The sequence below is a fragment of the Halotia branconii CENA392 genome, assembly GCF_029953635.1.
Lineage (GTDB): Bacteria > Cyanobacteriota > Cyanobacteriia > Cyanobacteriales > Nostocaceae > Halotia > Halotia branconii.
This window is the reverse complement of sequence record NZ_CP124543.1, coordinates 2542554-2559517: the sequence shown is the minus strand read 5'-3', so window position 1 is coordinate 2559517 and position 16964 is coordinate 2542554. Positions and strand designations below refer to the sequence as shown.

Here is a 16964-nt window from a genome sequence, read left to right as displayed (position 1 = left end):
TATTTTCAGGAAGTGACCTTTTTTCAAGTGCAAGTGAGTGGAATATAAGGATAGGGAGGTCTAAAATAGTCTACATCTATTAAATATTCGTCACCATCTTTTTTATAAAAGGGAAAATCACTTTCCTCTTCTGGGTCTTCTTTAGCATATGCCCATTTTTTAATATCCTCTTGTTCGGCATCAGCAGGTATGGTCGGATAGGGAATAACAACCTGATAAGCTACCCAAGGTTTTTCCTGGCTAATAATAATCTCTTTGATATCACCATTAAACCTATTCCAATCTACTTCTAAAGTATACTGAATAGTGATTTCACCTGTGCTTAAAATAGGTTGGGAAATTTGGTGGTATTTATCTTCTCTTTTATAATAGGCTTGCCCAGCTAATAAAAGAGATAAAGAAATTCCTTGCCAAGCTCTGCTGCTAGGCAAAATCAGAAATCTTGCTTGTTCTGGAGGTCTTTCTTTAGGCTTTAAAGGTGAGTAAATACTAGGATCGTCAGGATCGGGGTTGTCAGGAGCATCTCCTCCACCAAAAAGGAAAATTTCTCTAGCAATTAGACCATCCAAAATATTAGAGTCAATAACATCCCATTCACCAGCAGTAAATTTATCCCACAAGCCCTTTTCTTTTGCTTCTAAATAAGACCACCAAGTTTTAGCAATCAACTGAGATAATTTGCGACTATGTAGCAGAGTCCGCATTGGGACATAAAAATTACCTAGCTCAGTTTGTTGATCTTCTTTGGATAATAAGTCGATAAAATCTTGAGGAAAAACGACTCCTGACGAGGGTAAATATGATGATAGTTGGTTTTTTGGATCTTCCTTTCGTCTTGGATAATTTTCTAAGTTGTTTATTGTTTCTTCATCGAGTTCAAACTGATTGAAACTCTGGGGGTGAGTGTTATTAGATGTTTGACCGTTATTAGAGGTATTACCTCTTGTTTTCGCCAATATGCTTGTAGTTATTCTCTCGTTTTTTTCCTGAGAAGGTTCTACATACAGAATCTGGTAATAGGTGTTGTCAAAAAACACTTGTTCTGGTGGTATTGGGTCTGGATTTGGTGATTTAGGCATTGTCCTTTCCTCCTATATAATCTGTAATTCAAGACAAATTGTAAAAACGGCGAGGATTATCCCAAAGAATCTTTTGCACAGTTTGTTTCGATAGTTTTTCCTCAAGCTTTACCATTTCTGTAGCGATGTTCGGTTTATGATCCATATGAGGATAGTCCGAACTAAAGATTAAATTGTCTATGCCAATGTATTCAATTACCTGAGCTAAATAAGGTTCTGAAGGCTCTATGGCAATAAAGCACTGACGACGAAAATACTCCGAAGGCTTCATCTTGACATTATCCTTAATTTTGTCCTCCCAAGCGAAATTTTCATACTCTTCATCTAGTCGCCACAGCCAGTAAGGAAGCCAACCACAACCGGACTCCAGAAAAGCCACTTTCAGTTTTGGATGACGTTCTAATACCCCTCCTTCAATTAACGCTAATAAAGCCATCATCTGTTCCATCGGATGAGAACAAGCATGGATAGCAAAACTAGTGTTAAACCTTTCTGTTCCAGTAGTTGGCAAACGACTGTAAGCCCCTTCGTGAATACCTACTGCTATTCCTAGTCGCTCGCATTCTGTCCAAAAAGACTCGTAAGCAGAGTCACTCAATAGTCTTCCTTTGACGGGGTTAGGGCGTAAAAAAACGGCTTTCCAGCCAAAACCGACAACTCTATGCAATTCATACACCATTGACTCTGGTGCGTGCAGATTAATTGCTCCTACCCCCTTCAATCTATCTGGAGCGTAACTACAAAAGTCTTTTAACCAATTGTTGTAAGCACGGGTAAAAGCGCCAGCAACTTCCGGTTGCATAGTATCAATTGCCCAAAGCCACAATCCATAAGTTGGATAAAGGAATGCCAGATCAATTCCCATTTGCATCATCTCTTGAAGGTGAGACTCGACATTGTAGCCTTGGAAATAAGCACTAGGATGAGCTGACATCATTTGCTTATTCGCCCGATCTCGAACTTGTTTAGAGACTTTTTTTACAATGTCTTCTCCTTGAATTTTCATCTCTGCTGAAGGGGCAAACTGTTTAAATTCTGGTTCGAGATATTCTGCCCACATACTAGGAGGTTCAATTACGTGGGAATCAGCATCAATAATCGAATATCCATTTAGCATGATCTGTAATCAATCTGGCTCGGAATCGGGAGTCAGTGCGTAACGCTACAAGTCCGATCGCTACGCTGAAATTTTTTTGTAGCTTTACACATCCTACAGTTTAATGTACCAGGATCGAGCAAGCCGATTTGAACTAATTTTGCCATTCATTGAGGTGGGTTCCAGTTTCCAGACCCATACCAAACATCGACCAACTCACCCATCAAATCGACGTTGAGTTGCTCTTCAAAACCAAAAATCATGATACCCGCGTAGCCATTCTCCTTGAGCCATTTAACATCCCGATGCGGGCTGGGGGATCGTTGCCCAGACCAGAAACCGAGCGAGAGCTGATTCTTGTTCAAGTGGAGTTTTGCATAAGGCTCCAGACGGGACTCTGGAGAGCTGCCGTATGCCATCTCGGCTCCATAGGTAAGATTTTCGGTGAGCGTGTGTCCATTCCAGATGGTCTTAAAATACTGAGAGTCCTGCCACAGGGCTTTGGAGATGATCTTGTTTGGCATGATCTGTCGCATGAGCGTCGTGACCATCACCAGTGACTTGTCTTTGGGCTTGCCGTTGCTGTATTCATCGTCAATGTCGATGCCATCCAGCCCATACTTCTCGACCACATCTGTCTTCAGATATTGAGCAAAATCCATCGCATCACTCTCTGAGGTGAATTCTGACCAGCCCACTGAATGCGCGTTGGTAATAGACAGCAGCACGGTCAGTCCTCTGTCTTGTAGGTATTGCACAGAGCCATCTTCGAGTATCTGCTGAATATTCTTATTGAACGGTTGTGTGGTCGGTGGATTGTTATTGTTGGCTCGAAGGTAGGGTCTTTCAGCGGCGGCATAATTGGCAGCGAAAATACAGACCACGTCAATTGCTGGGCTGCCATTGGCAAGCGTGTAACCAGCAGTATTCTTGAATTGCTGTGAGGACTGAGGATTAATATAAGCCGTCATCCGTCCATTGTTTTTCATCGTTGATCTCCTTGATGAATTAATTCTGCAAATCCGATCACGATTGTCACCCCATAAAAGCAAAGCTAGCTTAGAGTTTGATGTTCTATAGTAATCCGGTTTGATTCGGTGAATTTATTTGTGTAGGTAGGGAACAGGAAACAGGAAACAGGGAACAGTTAAGAAGGCATAGATATGTACTGAATCGTGTTCAAAAATCAAGTAGGAGTCCTATATTAAGATAAAAATATTATCGGGATCGTATACTTTAGATGCGTTTCCTCTGCGCCTTAGAACAAGAATTTTGTCATAAACAAGAGGTTCTAAAGCTTTTATTCTTTCCTTCGGATTATGAAACTTGAAGGTGCAGAATGTGAGCTTCAATCGCAGTAAACTATCTCTAATATTAGTTTTTCTCTAAGATGTGAAACTCATAAAACTCATCCTAGAACTCATAGAAAAACTCATGAAAAACAACATCATTCAGTAAAGAGAACGTCACATCCACATAGGAAAAGAATTAAGTTGCTCTTCTTTTCGTGACTCTGACAACCAACCCATTTTTACCGGAACCCGATAAAGTCTTCCTGGTGCTAATCTTTTCCACATATGACGCATTCCTGGAACAACGACTTTAGCAACTCTTAACCCAATATCAGGACGAGTCTGATCTAAAACCAGCATTTCTAAACCATTGTTCTCAACAATTTGTTGACAGAGTTTGACATCTTCGAGTAAATCGTCACTTGCCATATCGCGATAATCGCCATTGACTTTAGCAGCAATTCTCTTATTTGGAACTAAATAAGGTTGATCGCTTAAAGTTGCGGTTTTCCACCAATCTATCGCCAAGCGATCTGCTGATGGCGGATATTGAGTACTTCCATCAGCTTTAGCAAATAAAACGTTGGGTAAAATTTGGTTAACTTCAGTCAAGGCTCGACTAATAGCAATCTTGGCATCAAAATGAGCACCATAACCCAAAACAATATCTTCTACAGCGCGATCGCTTCTGCGAGTAACAGCAGCAAAAACTGGAATATTTAGATCGCTGGTAATATCTAAAACCCAAATTTCCCGATTAATAGTTTGATAATATTGCTTCAGGCTATGAAAATAAGGCTCGTCGAAACTATCTAAATCTACTTGAGGTTTTTGCAGGGAATTATACCACCACAACGCGACAGCATCCCGCTCTACTAACTCCATAAACCCTTGCAGAATTGCTTCTTCAAGAGTATTACCCGCCGCACATCCATTAGAATCAGCCCAACAGTCGGGTTTATAGTCCGGTCGATAGCCATAATAACAGTAAGCCGTTGGCAAATACTTAAATTCTTGATGGGTTAAAGACCAAACGGGAGTCCAGTCAATTTCTCTTTGTTCATCGAAAGGTTCAGGGACTTTTTGAAACCAACCTTGACACTCAACATTCCATTGCTCTCTATTCTGATATTGCTGTTGGCTGAAGTTCATACAAACATTGGGATGGATCGCCTTATCCCCCATTTGGTGGTAACTGCCTTTTTCTCTAATTTCATATCCTTGAAACACCCCAGAATATCGCTCGATCGCTTCGCAAAAACCACTAGCCATAGCTTGAGAGTCAGTCCTACCTTTCCCTGCACTTCTACCCCCCAAATTTTGGCGCAAACTAGCTACATCGTCGAAAATGCTGAGAAAATGATGTTTAGCAATATAATTATGAGTTAACCCGTTCCCAGGAATTTTATTTAGTTCTCGCACAACGCCAGTAATGGGGCTAATAAGATGTTGATATTTCCTGAGAGTTTCTTGTGGCGAACAAATACGGTGTCCTCCATCGACGGTAAAGGTTTTCTGGCGGTGTTCTAAAACAATGGGTATGGGGTTTTTAGTTAACTCATTTACCATCTCTCCACAGCTAGAACATTGAGGACGCTTCACCCAGTTATGATTTTGGGTTTGCAGGGCGATCGCATCGTAAGTAATCAAATTACTTTCTAATTGTTTATTTTCCCCTTGGACAATCCACTTAAACACTTCTGTAGCTACCATTCCGAAAGCAGTTTGTACTGTAGATGGCAAAAATCCCAAAGGAGGAGTTAAAGGGGAACAAATGTGCTTCTGTCTCTGAATAAACCCTTCAATCGGTCTATTATCTCGCAAACGCTGGGCTAAACAGTTCCAACAACCTGTTTTTTTAGGATTAAATAAAGGGCCAATCCAGACTATTGTCCCTAATGGCTTAACTAGCATCCAGGGAGATTGGGATTTTAAGGCTTGTTGATTGAACTTCTCTAGCTCAAGATTGAGATAATCATCAATTAAAACTATTGTCAAATCACCTTCATCTGCTACTTGAATTTGCAGAGACTCAAGCACAGCAATCAAGTCAGATGCAGCAACCGAACCTAATGTTTTTACTGCTACTTTATTTGATCGCAATCTTTGATGGGCTACTGTGGGAGGAATATTGAGATGATGGCAGAAGATGTCTAAGTGCGATGGCAGAGAGTTATCTTCTTGAACAAGATAGCCCTTTTGTTGCATTTGTAATAAAGCATATTGGGCTTTAATACTTATATTGAGAACTTCTTGGAAGAAGGTGGTAGCTGACTGTAAAGATGTTGGGTCTTGCAGTAGCGATTGTTGAATGGTATCTATAATTTCGTCAATATTACGATCGCCATTGATTAAAATAGCTAAACTACAAGACAGGCGATCGCTTATCCAGACTTCTTCTTTTTCTGATAACAGAAATACATTGTCTGCTTCTATACTTTTAACAGAATAACAAGGATTAAATTGGATTTTAAGTTGCATTGAACTTTATTAGTTGTTTGTTTACTAATTAGAGGGGAATTTTAGCAGAGTTACCTTGTAATTAATTTTTATTTATTCCCAGAATCGGATTTATAGCGATCGCTTCTTTCTCATCTAAGTAGAAACTAGTAATAATCGAGACTTAGTACTAAGTCCAGGGCAAATGCATCTAAATGTTTGCAAAGTAGTAACAAGAGGAGGGGGCGAAGTAGTTTAGATTAACTAAAAAAGGTATGAGGGGCGATCGCAGGTTGAGTGGAGGTAAACAATCGGCAGCACCTTGTGCTAGTTGCGTAAATCATAACGTAAATCCTGTTATTTTTAGTAGTATCTGTCTGTAATCTCTATGAACCTTGATTGTCTCTTTGAGATTGTTGACCGCTTGCTAATTGAGAGCCATAATCGCCCTCTCAATTCCACAGAAAACCTGATTCTGCGTGGCATTTGGCAGTATAGAACTTATAACCAAATGGCTATAGAGGCAGGTTATAGTCCCGGCTACTTTACCAATGTTGTTGCCCCAGAGTTATTTGGGCGACTCTCTGAGGTCATTGGTCAGCGCGTGACTAAAAAAAACTGTCGGGTGCTTCTGGAGTCTTATGCCATCACCAAAGCAGCCCCAAAGACAAAACTTTTGAAACAAGACCTGAAACAATTTCCTGCCACAGTTAATCAAAATACGTCACCTTGCTACCCCAGTGGTTCAGTACCTATCGACTCTCCCTTTTACCTCGAACGTTCTTTCCTTGAGGAGCAAATTTATCAAGAAATTGAGAAACCAGGAGCGCTAATCAGGATTAAAGCTCCCAAAGAAATGGGTAAAACTTCACTGCTGCTGAGGATTCTTGACTATGCGAAGCACCAAGGCTACTGCACTATCAGCTTGAATCTAGAACAAGTCGAGCAGACAATTCTGAGCGACTTGAATCAACTTTTGCGTTGGTTGTGTGCCAATATTGCTCACCAGCTTCAGCGTCAACCGATGTTAGACGAATATTGGGATGAAGATCTTGGAAGTAAAATTAGCTGCACCCTCTATTTCCAAGAATATCTACTAGAGTCAATTAATACTCCCTTGATCTTGTCGTTGGATGAGGTGAACCGTATTTTCGAGCATCCCCAAGTAGCGAAGGATTTTTTACCTCTGTTGCGTTCTTGGTACGAAGAAGCGAAAAGACTGCCCATTTGGCAAAAGCTTCGTCTGCTCGTGGTTCATTCAACAGATGTTTATATTCCTCTCGAACTTAATCAGTCTCCTTTCAATGTAGGGTTACCGATTCAGTTAGACAACTTCATCCAAGAAGAGGTACAGCAGTTAGCCCAATGCTATGGACTCAATTGGACAGATGGAGAAGGAGCTAGACAATTAATGGCAATGGTCGGGGGACATCCGGCACTAGTACACTTAGCTCTCTATCATCTGAGTCGAAAGGAGATAACTCTGTCGCAACTGCTAGAAACTGCTCCTACTGCTAGCAGAATTTATGCTTATCACTTGCAGCGTCACTGGGCAACTTTGAAAAAACAGCCTGAGTTAGCACAAGCTTTTGATACCGTTCTGAATGCCAATGAAGCTATTTCCTTAGATCCCATCCTCACTCACAAGTTAAGCAGTATGGGGCTGATTAAACTTTCTGGATCTCAAGCGATCGCAACTTGTGAATTGTATCGGCGATTTTTTAGACCTCTTTTATCACTCTGTGAAGTAAGCAACTAAATAAATAGGTGAAATTATCCAGAAGCATAGTTCACGCGACAAAGCTATGCCAACCGAGCATACTCGCCAAACTCTCCTTCTGTGAGAATTTTGCCCATTTTTTGGTACTCCCGCCGGGTCGCCCAAATTAGATGATTCATAGAAATCGCCATACCATCATCTGCCGCGAGGAAAGCTGCGCCTAAAGCTATGTTGCGAATGTTACCTCCAGCAATCTCAAAGCGTTGTGCCATAAAATCTAAATCTACATCTGGATTCTTGGGAGTAGACTTGGGGAAAATTTGCTCCCAAATACGGCGGCGTTCTTTTTTATTGGGAAAGGGAAATTCAAGACTAAAATGCATCCGTCTGACGAAGGCATCGTCCATATTTTTGCGTAAGTTTGTCGCTAAAATCACAACTCCTTGATACTCTTCCATCCGTTGCAATAAATAGCTAACTTCAACGTTGGCGTAACGGTCGTGAGAATCACGGACTTCACTACGTTTACCAAACAGCGCGTCTGCTTCATCAAAAAACAGAATGGCATTGCTGGTTTGAGCTTCGTTAAAAATCCGAGACAGATTTTTTTCGGTTTCGCCAATATATTTGCTGACTACGCTGGAGAGGTCTATTTTGTAGAGATCCAAGCCTAATTCTCCAGCTATTATATTCGCGGACATGGTTTTGCCAGTGCCAGGAAGACCAGCGAAGAAAACATTGACTCCCTTGCCCATAGCTAGTTTATTATCAAAGCCCCATTCTTCGTAAATGAGAGTGCGGTACTTGACTGAATTACAGATTTCTCGTAGCATCTGCATTTGGTCAGGAGGCAGAATGATGTCATCCCACTTGTAATAAGGATTGATTTTAGTGGCTAGGTTGCTCAATTTTCGGTTAGACTGCAAGCGACACCCTGCATAAATATCTGCCATTGTCAAGTGCTGCTGTTTTGGATCGCGCCAGTGGGCTATATTGCGGGCGGTAGCTGTAGCATCTGCGATTTGACCACCACTAAAGCGGAATTTACTGGCTAATATCTTTAAGTCTGCCTCAGAACCGAAGTCTGTGTTATCTCTGAGACTCTTCTGCCATAGTTGCACTCGTTCGGTATTTGTCGGATGAGAAAATTCAATCCGTAAGAAGGGAATGTCTTGCAATGCATCTACTGGTTCCCAGGTAACTTCTCCAGCAAGAAAAGTCAGTAAATTGGCATCTTCTAACTGCTTGATGAATGACAAGAGCCGTGCTTGTTTATCATCTTCGAGTAAACTATCAAAGCCTTTCCAGTAGAGAGCCGCTTGCTGTAAGTATGCCTCACGACAAACCAAATTGATAGCTATATCAAATGCAACATTTTCTGAGTTGAGCAGGCGATCGCCATCGACAATCAACAATCCCATACCCAACTGCTGACAAAGCGCTTCAGCAGTCGCCTGCTTGCCAACACCATAGCTTCCTTGAAAATAGAATATACAGCCTTCTGTCAGTATGTATTTTTCTTGAGTTAGCAGTTGGAAGCGTTGCTTAATCTCAATTGGTAATAACAGATCTTCTAGTTTAGCTTGCGGTAATTTATATTTAGTATAAGTGTTAATGCGAGAGTCAATTTCATCTATATTGAGTAAGTAATTGACTATGCGATCGTCTAGTTTCAGAAACTTACCTAATTGCGGCGGTTGGTGTTGAGATGGATCGTCGAAGACATTGAGTAAGTGATGCTTTAACAGAGGATGACTTGGGGTAAAACGTTGACGTGTTACCAGCTTCTGTTCTAAAGAAGGACAAAGGAGGTTCAAAACCAAATCTATGCTAGGGCGCTTCTTTGTGACATCACCATGAAGGTAAGCATAGAGGCTTTCGTAACGTAAATCGAGTTCTGGAGCCAGACAAATTAGAAGAATATCAATATCAATAGTTGTGAGTTGAAAGCTACGAGCGAGTGCTGACAAACGTAAGTTGATATTACGTTTGATGCTTTTTTCTTTGCATAAAGCAATATCATCTGCCAGTTGCTCGAAAATATCCTCAACTTCATCTGTAGACAAAGGTGTAGAAGCAGCCGCCCAGTGTGGCATACCAACTGGTTTTTTTAGCATTGCCTCTAAATCTTCTTCAGAAATATAGAGTCCTTGGAAGGCTGTATCAGTAGATTGAATCTGCTGCAATCGTTGTAGCTGAACTTGGATCAGTAAATCTATCCGTTCTAGCTCTGCCAAAATGTGTTGCAGCGAGGTTGCATAATATTTCATTGCAGTGATAGTTCTTGTTGGTGGCTTACTGGACTGATTGTTGGGTTTTGTTTTTTGTGTCAATAGGCGATCGCATGTGGGGAATGGTTGCCTATATTTTCTTATGCTTCAATTTGGGCGATCGCATCTACCGGAGACACATCATTCTCAATTACAACAATAATTCCAGGGAGATATTCATCCATCATTGTTACATTGGCGTAAACTAAATTTTGGATTAAGTCAAAACTGAGTCCATTACCATCAACGTCAATGCTAGTTTTGTAGCGAATTTCTCCATCTGTGAAATCTAGTTCAAAGTTGCCGATAATTATACCGTAATTGGCTCTGGTAATAAATTCAGCTACAGCAGTAAGCTTGTTTTCTGGGGTTTGAATGGGGAGAATTGAGTAAAATACCATTTGCTGTTGTTCTTCTCTAGCGATGGCACAGCATTCATATTGACCATTTTTTCCTTGGAAGCTAACGCTTAAGCTTTGTTTTTCTGGAATTTCTTGGAATTGCCAATTTTCTTGTTTAAAAAAGTTGATTGTTATCTCAAAAAGGTTGTCCTCTGAAGTAATTTCTTCGGTTATCTCAGAAATAGTGTCTGCAACTTCTGCAAAAGCAGTATTCATTTGCTCCATAGTTTCTGAAACTACTTTTTTCGTCATTTCTGAGATATCAGTGGTTAAATCTTCAAAGGTTTGAGTTATTTGCTCAACTGCTTGAGAAATGACATCCTCGGAGATTCCAGAATGATTCGTATTCGTCCACTCTTTAGTGAAATTGAGCATAGCCTCATTCAACTTTTTGCTGTCAATGCCATTCTGGGTAATATCAGAAGGCTTGAGATATGCCCAGAGGGTACGGTAGCCTGTTTCACCTTTTTCCTGTTTTTGTTTAACTTCTAAGGCGTACCAGCTGTAGGGTGATAATAAGGGATGATTGGGCTGTTCTTTACTTAACTTTTGAAGATAGGTTGCTGCTTGATTAGAAGTTTTTGCGTTCTTTGCTAGTTGTGGTAATAAATCAGAGTCGAGAATGGCTTCGATTTGGATGTCAGGTGAGAGTTGAAAGCTTCCACCAGATAGGGGAGTGCGGATTTCTGGTTTGAGATTGAATAAAACTTCGCTATCAATGCGTTGATAAAGTTCTCGGCTAACTTGGAAGGTGAGATGACACTCAATAATTTTGTGAACTTCTTTAGTTAGTGCGAGAGTAACTGCGCGAATTATTAGCGGCAATTCTGAGGATTCGCTTAGTGTTAGTTCATTTTTCAAGTAAGAATATGTAGTCTTTGTATTCATATTAAATATGTTGAGTAAAAGACTTTCATGCAAAAAATTTGCAAGCTATACATTGGCTCATTGTAGTTGAACAAAGCAAGTTTCTTAAATCTTCATGAGAGCATATCATTGGCTTGCAAAACCTGAAGTGCTTCTTTTGCTAAAGCTTCTAAGCTTTCTGTATAAATATCAACACAACCTGCTTCCTGTAATTTATGTAGTAAGTTAAGAATTCGTTCTCCACAACGATACAAAGCAGGTAGAAGTTCACTTGTTGTGAAACTCTCTATTGGTATTGCATCTCCCATAACACGTATACAGTCTGTTAAAGAAATCAAAACAATCTGTCCATAGCTACTAAAATAATGGTAAACAAAACATTCTTTTTGTTTCTGAAGTAAATCTAGAATAGAAGAAAAACAAAAATTTTGGGCAATAACCCATAATTCATCTTGAATAATTACATCTTTTTTATCATGAGATTTTATTAAAATAGCTCCATCAATCGATTGTGTATCGCGTAGGTAAGAACTATATTTATCAAAACTAGATTCTATCTCTTGTTCGTTTAACTCAATTAAATCATTATCTACTAAATACAAGCAGAAATTTACTTCTACTGCCATAATTACTTTCCTAATTTTTAATTTACACTAATATATTATTAGGGTTTGAGGATATCCCAAATAGCTTTCATTTCATTTGAAATAATTTTTTCAAGACCAGTACCACTTATTGGGAAGAACTGTCCAACTATTGGTGTCTTTGGATTACCTCTAACACCAACCTGAACTTTTACTCCAGAAGAAAGCGTAATCTGTACTGGTTTACCAGGTGCTGGGCTACTGTAACCATGCTTCTTAAATAGTGCGTTAAGTGCTTCATCTAAATAATTACTTATCTGTGTATCAGTTGTACCAATAGGCCACAAAGTAGTTGATGGTTTACTTAGCCTTCCTTGTATGTTTAAATACTGGAATGTGTGTCCATCAAGGAAATGTTGCATATCAGCACCACCATAACCCAGTTTTGTTACCGCTGAAGGTGCAGGTACAGAAGGAACTGTGGGTTTAGTTTTTGGCAGAGCAAAGGTTATATCTGCAAGTCTTTGGAATTCTGCAGCATTACTATTTGCAAGAGCAAGTAAATTGTTTAACCTTGCATGATCACCAGCCTTAACTAAGTTTAAAATATCCAGTAGTTTAGCACTCTGACCAGAACCAGCTTGTTTTAAGAAATTTAAAAGTGTAGGTGCATCATTTGCACCACCAACTTGTTTCAGAAGTTGCGAAAGTTCAACACTATCTGTTGTTCGGTTTAGAAGATCCTTAATATCTGTGCTACTTAGTTTAGCAGCGAGTGTTATGACCTCCTTATCGCCTAGATCCTTTACTAAGTCCTGGATATTTTTACCACTCAAGTCTTTGGCTAGATTTTTAACGACATCATCACCTAGATCCTTAACCAATTTCTGGATCTCGTTGCCTCCCAAGTCTTTGGCTAGATTTTTAACGACATCATCACCTAGATCCTTAACCAATTTCTGGATCTCGTTGCCTCCCAAGTCTTTGGCTAGTTTCTTAACGACATCATCACCTAGATCCTTTACTAAGTCCTGGATATTCTTGCCACCCAAATTTTGGGCTAGTTTCTTAACGACATCATCACCTAGATCCTCAACCAATTTCTGGATCTCTTTGCCACCCAAATCTTGGGCTAGTTTCTTAACGACATCATCACCGAGACCATCAGTCAGCTTTTTGACTTCATCGGCGCCCAATTCTGAGCGTAGTTCTTCAAAACCACGATTTGGTTCTACTTCATCTATTGGTCTCTTGGTGCCTTTCCCTTTAGCGATTGGTGGACAAGGATTAATACACGCTTTAATTTCAAATTCTCCATTCTTCGATCCTCTCTCAATCTTGGCTTTTTTGAAGCGTGTCCGCTCCAGTATATTTTCACCTAGTTCCCTCAAACTCTTAGATGTTTTGCCAATTCCTGTTCCAGCAACTCCCTTCAAGATTACTTTACCTTTTTGGATGGTATATTTAGCACCCTGAGCCACTCCTCTAAACACTTTTGCCCCAGCCTTACCCGCCGCTTTAGCACCTTTGACAGCTACTTTTCCAGCCTCAAAAGTTAACAACAAGGCAATTTCAATTGCTCCGGCTGCCAGCGCTTTCGCCAAACTCTTAGCGCCACCTTGGATATCTCCTTTCCAAGCTTTAGTAATATAGTCGCGCAGATATCCGCCAATTCTTGCTATGATTTCGGCAGCAAATACTACAGCCAAAATGTCCATAATTACTGGCAGTGCTGCCAAAACTGCACCACCAGAAGCAACGATCGCGCCTATGATAATGGCAGTTCCTGCTATCAATGCAGCAAGTAAAATTGGCCAGTTTTTAGAGAACCAGTCCTTAATTCCTTGCTTCATCAACTCCCATTTAATGCTGGCTCGCTGTTTTGGTGTCAGTCCGTCATCAGGAATGTGTTGTTGTTCTTGCTTTCCTCCTACTTGCTGCTCTCCAGTCACTTCAGACATAATTGACTCCATTGAGCGGCTTGGGTCGTTAGACTCTGCAAGCATCTCCTCACCTTCACCGTTAGTTCTCTGCATCAGTTCGGCGGTGAGTTCAGGCGAAAGCTCCATATTATCTTCAACAGCATCAACCCCAACATTTTGTTCTGTCCAAGGTGCTTTTGGCATTTCACCCGCCTCACCTGCTTGCGGGATGCCTTCACCTTTGGCACTGGGGATATTTATCCCAGCTTGTTGGGCTTGGGCAAGTTCTTCTGGTGAAAGGGGTTTATCCAAGTTAAGTTCGCCGCCTCCAAGAAGTTCTTCCAAGGCTGCTGTTTCAAAGTGAGAAGGCATTGCCTTAGCGGCTTCAATTAGGTAGCCAATTCGTTGGATTAATTCCCCAATTTTACCTGTGATGATCATGCCAATCACATTAAAAATTCCCTGAACCAGGTCTTGGAGTAGTCTCAACAATTTATCCAAAATCTTCGCCAGGAAATCCAAAATGCTAGAAACAGCCTTTTTCAACCAGTCGGCCACCGCATTAACTGTATCTACTGCCTTGTTAACCGCTTCGTCAATTTTGTCAGAGAATTTCTTGGATATTTCTGGGAAAGCTGCGAAAGCAACCTTAACAATTCCTTTGAGAATTTCTCCAAAAGCTTGAATTAAGCCTGTAATTACTTTTTGAGCCAAATCTATGACTGCTTTTACCAATTGCTTGGCAGCTTCAAAAATGGCATTGATTGCCTCAATTAAAGCATTAAATAGATCCTTGAAAAAATCTACGATTGCTTCACCGATGTCTTTAAAGAAATCTCCAACTTCTTCCCAAAAAGACTTGGGTTCTTGCGCTTCTTCTTCTTTCTTCCTAGCTTCTTCTTCAGCTTTTTTCTTCTCTGCTTCTGCTTTCTTCTCTGCTTCTGTTAGATGTCGATCCGCTTCTGCTTCAGCTTTTGTTTTTTCATCATGAATTTTCTGGCGCTGTTCTTTAAGGGCATTACCAGCTTTTTCCTGGTAATTTTTATCAACATTATCTAGCTCAAATTGCCAATCCTGTCTGAGTTGCTTAACTTCTTGTTTAGCCTGCTTTTGTTTCGCTAATTGTTTGTTCTTGGCTTCTTCATTGAAGTTATTAATTTCCTCATCTGCATGAGATCTAGCATTGGCTGAATCGGTATCAAATTTATTTTTACCAACTTTATATTTCTCTTGTTCTGGAGCAATTTGTTCTTTATAGAAAGGAGTTAAACCTTGATTCAAACCGCCAACAATTTCTGGTGAAATACTAGGAGCTTTACTAATTTTCTCTGAAGGATGTTTGAATGGAGAAAATTGTTTATTTGCCTTGAGGATTTCATCGCTGGCTTGAGGAAAGATATTATTCTCACCAAAATTCTGCTTGATGTCCTGAGCCGCCTCTGTTTTCGTTTCTTGCACTTGATCGGTCGATTCATCTAGAGTTGCATCCATCTGCGAAGGGTCGGTTTCACCCCTTAATTTAATCGTAGGGCGATCGCCAGCATCAGTGTTCACTTCAGAGATGTTTTCTTCCGGGCTAACAGCATCTTGTTCACCACCCGTTGCCAACGCTCCGAACGTTCCTGTTCCCCCCAACGATGGTGTCTCTTCTGTGGAGCGCTTGTTAGCATCGGTGTTCATTTCAGAGATGTTTTCTTTTGGGCTAACAGCGTCTTGTACAGCACCCGTTGCCAACGCTCCGAATATCCCCAACAATGGTGTCTCTTCTGGCGGTGGAGAAGCCTGCCCTCCTGCTGATTCTGATTGTGGCTCATTTGTGGCTTCTTCTGCTCCTTCTTCTGGCGGTGGAGAAGCTGGTAATCCTGTAGGTGCAGGAATTTCTGGGATAGTTGATTCAACTTGTTGCTTTTGGTTCTCTAAAGCCTGCACTGAATCAGTTTGAGCTTGCTTGTAGGCAATAGCAGCTTGTGTGGGCGGTGTATTTTTTAGCTGTTCAATAATTTGACCGGGTTCATCAGCACTAATAGGAGCAGCCGCTTGTGCTGTGGGAGTGCTTTGTCTTTTTACCATGCCTTTTAAGCTTGTTCCTACTCCTGTGGCAGTAGCAGCTTTTGGTTGAACTCGGTTAGCCTCTGTGACTGCTGTAGGGACTTTAGTGGGTGGTGTTTGTGTAACAGTTTTTTCTGGTACACCATTGATATTTAGCTCAGGTTGTGTATTAGAAATATCTAAGTTTATTTCAGAAGAGCGATCGCCGATAGTGTTTGCTGCTAGAGTTTGCAGATTCTTTTGTTGGCTTGTATCTGACTTGCGCTGAATTTTGCGATCGCCATTTTGCTGAACAACGTGAGTCAATTCATGGGCAAGCAACTCCTGTCCCTGCTTGCTTGCAGGTGCGTATTCCCCAGAACGCAAGAAAATATCCTGTCCTGTAGTAAAAGCGCGAGCTTGGATAGATTTATTCAGTTGGTCAGATTGCGAACCTGTATGAATTCTTACTCCACTGAAGTCAGCCCCAAATGCTTGCTCCATCTGTCCTCGGACATTATCAGAAAGAGGCTGTCCCTTACCTTGCGCCTTTTGAATCGACGTTTCCAAGTCTGGTGTATCTGTCATCTCCTTATCACCAGACTGACGCTGTACCAAAGGCTGCATTTGAGCAAGTTTATTCTCTTGTTGTCCTAGCTGCTGTTCTTTGTCACACTTGGAGCAAGCCCGCTGAACAATTCCCGTTTCCGACTGCAATTGGACGGGTTCATCTTCCTCTTTCTCCAGCTCGGGTATCTCCTGCCGTTGTATAGTACTTATCTGTGGCTTTTTGGATATTTCTTTTGCTTCAGGCTTCGCTGGCTGCATCTTCTCACTGGCTTCCGGCTGTTGAGAAGCAGGCGCATTCATCCGCTGTACCACTTGACGCGCTGTCCGATCCGCCTCTTGCTCGTACTTATCCCCTGCCGCACCAATTGTCAGCTTTGTCTGCACAAGTGGCTGCTCAGTTGAGGTGACAGATGTTTCCCCACCCATTTCTCGCGCTAATTGCAACACCTGATTGACATAGGGATTTCCATACTGCTGTTGCAATTGCAGTAATAATTGCCTGTTAGAAGATTGCTGATTAGCTGGGGCACGATTGAGGACAGCTGCATGAGCGCTGGGATTGGGAGCATTGCCCATCCGCGAAATTTGCTGCACTAGTGGATCGCGCTGTATAGGCGACGACACACTTTTTTCCGCCGCAGTTTCCTGTGGATCTAACTTGGTATTAACGTTTTTATCCAGCTTCGGCGCGTGCAT

9 protein-coding genes are annotated in these 16964 nt (G+C 41.2%); 1 reads left to right on the top strand and 8 read right to left on the bottom strand.

Annotated elements, in window-relative coordinates:
• Window positions 1-23 precede the first annotated feature (23 nt).
• The 4 genes from QI031_RS11265 to QI031_RS11250 form a co-directional block, all read right to left on the bottom strand.
• Window positions 24-1079: a hypothetical protein gene (locus tag QI031_RS11265; RefSeq protein ID WP_281485250.1), complete on the bottom strand. Its 1056-nt coding sequence runs from the start codon at window positions 1077-1079 to the stop codon at window positions 24-26.
• A 28-nt stretch (window positions 1080-1107) separates the two neighbouring features.
• Window positions 1108-2196, bottom strand: a complete 1089-nt coding sequence (locus QI031_RS11260; RefSeq protein ID WP_281485249.1) for an amidohydrolase family protein — start codon at window positions 2194-2196, stop codon at window positions 1108-1110.
• Between the two features lie 146 nt (window positions 2197-2342).
• Window positions 2343-3164, bottom strand: coding sequence for an EndoS/ChiA family endoglycosidase (locus QI031_RS11255; protein WP_281485248.1), 822 nt, complete (start codon window positions 3162-3164; stop codon window positions 2343-2345).
• 477 nt (window positions 3165-3641) lie between these two features.
• Window positions 3642-5948: a TOMM precursor leader peptide-binding protein gene (locus QI031_RS11250; RefSeq protein ID WP_281485247.1), complete on the bottom strand. Its 2307-nt coding sequence runs from the start codon at window positions 5946-5948 to the stop codon at window positions 3642-3644.
• 346 nt (window positions 5949-6294) lie between these two features.
• Between QI031_RS11250 and QI031_RS11245 the strand changes: the two genes are divergently transcribed.
• Window positions 6295-7665 (top strand): AAA-like domain-containing protein, encoded by a 1371-nt coding sequence (locus QI031_RS11245; protein ID WP_281485246.1) that lies wholly within the window; start codon window positions 6295-6297, stop codon window positions 7663-7665.
• A 44-nt stretch (window positions 7666-7709) separates the two neighbouring features.
• Here QI031_RS11245 and QI031_RS11240 read toward each other — a convergent pair whose 3' ends face one another.
• The 4 genes from QI031_RS11240 to QI031_RS11225 form a co-directional block, all read right to left on the bottom strand.
• Window positions 7710-9959 (bottom strand): AAA family ATPase, encoded by a 2250-nt coding sequence (locus QI031_RS11240; protein ID WP_281485245.1) that lies wholly within the window; start codon window positions 9957-9959, stop codon window positions 7710-7712.
• Between the two features lie 38 nt (window positions 9960-9997).
• A complete protein-coding gene (locus tag QI031_RS11235) occupies window positions 9998-11185 on the bottom strand; it encodes a type III secretion system chaperone family protein (RefSeq protein ID WP_281485244.1) in 1188 nt (395 codons plus the stop codon).
• A 92-nt stretch (window positions 11186-11277) separates the two neighbouring features.
• Complete coding sequence (locus QI031_RS11230) at window positions 11278-11790, bottom strand: hypothetical protein (protein WP_281485243.1); 513 nt, start codon at window positions 11788-11790, stop codon at window positions 11278-11280.
• A 38-nt stretch (window positions 11791-11828) separates the two neighbouring features.
• Entirely contained in the window at window positions 11829-16964 is a 5136-nt protein-coding gene (locus tag QI031_RS11225; protein ID WP_281485242.1) for an eCIS core domain-containing protein, read from the bottom strand.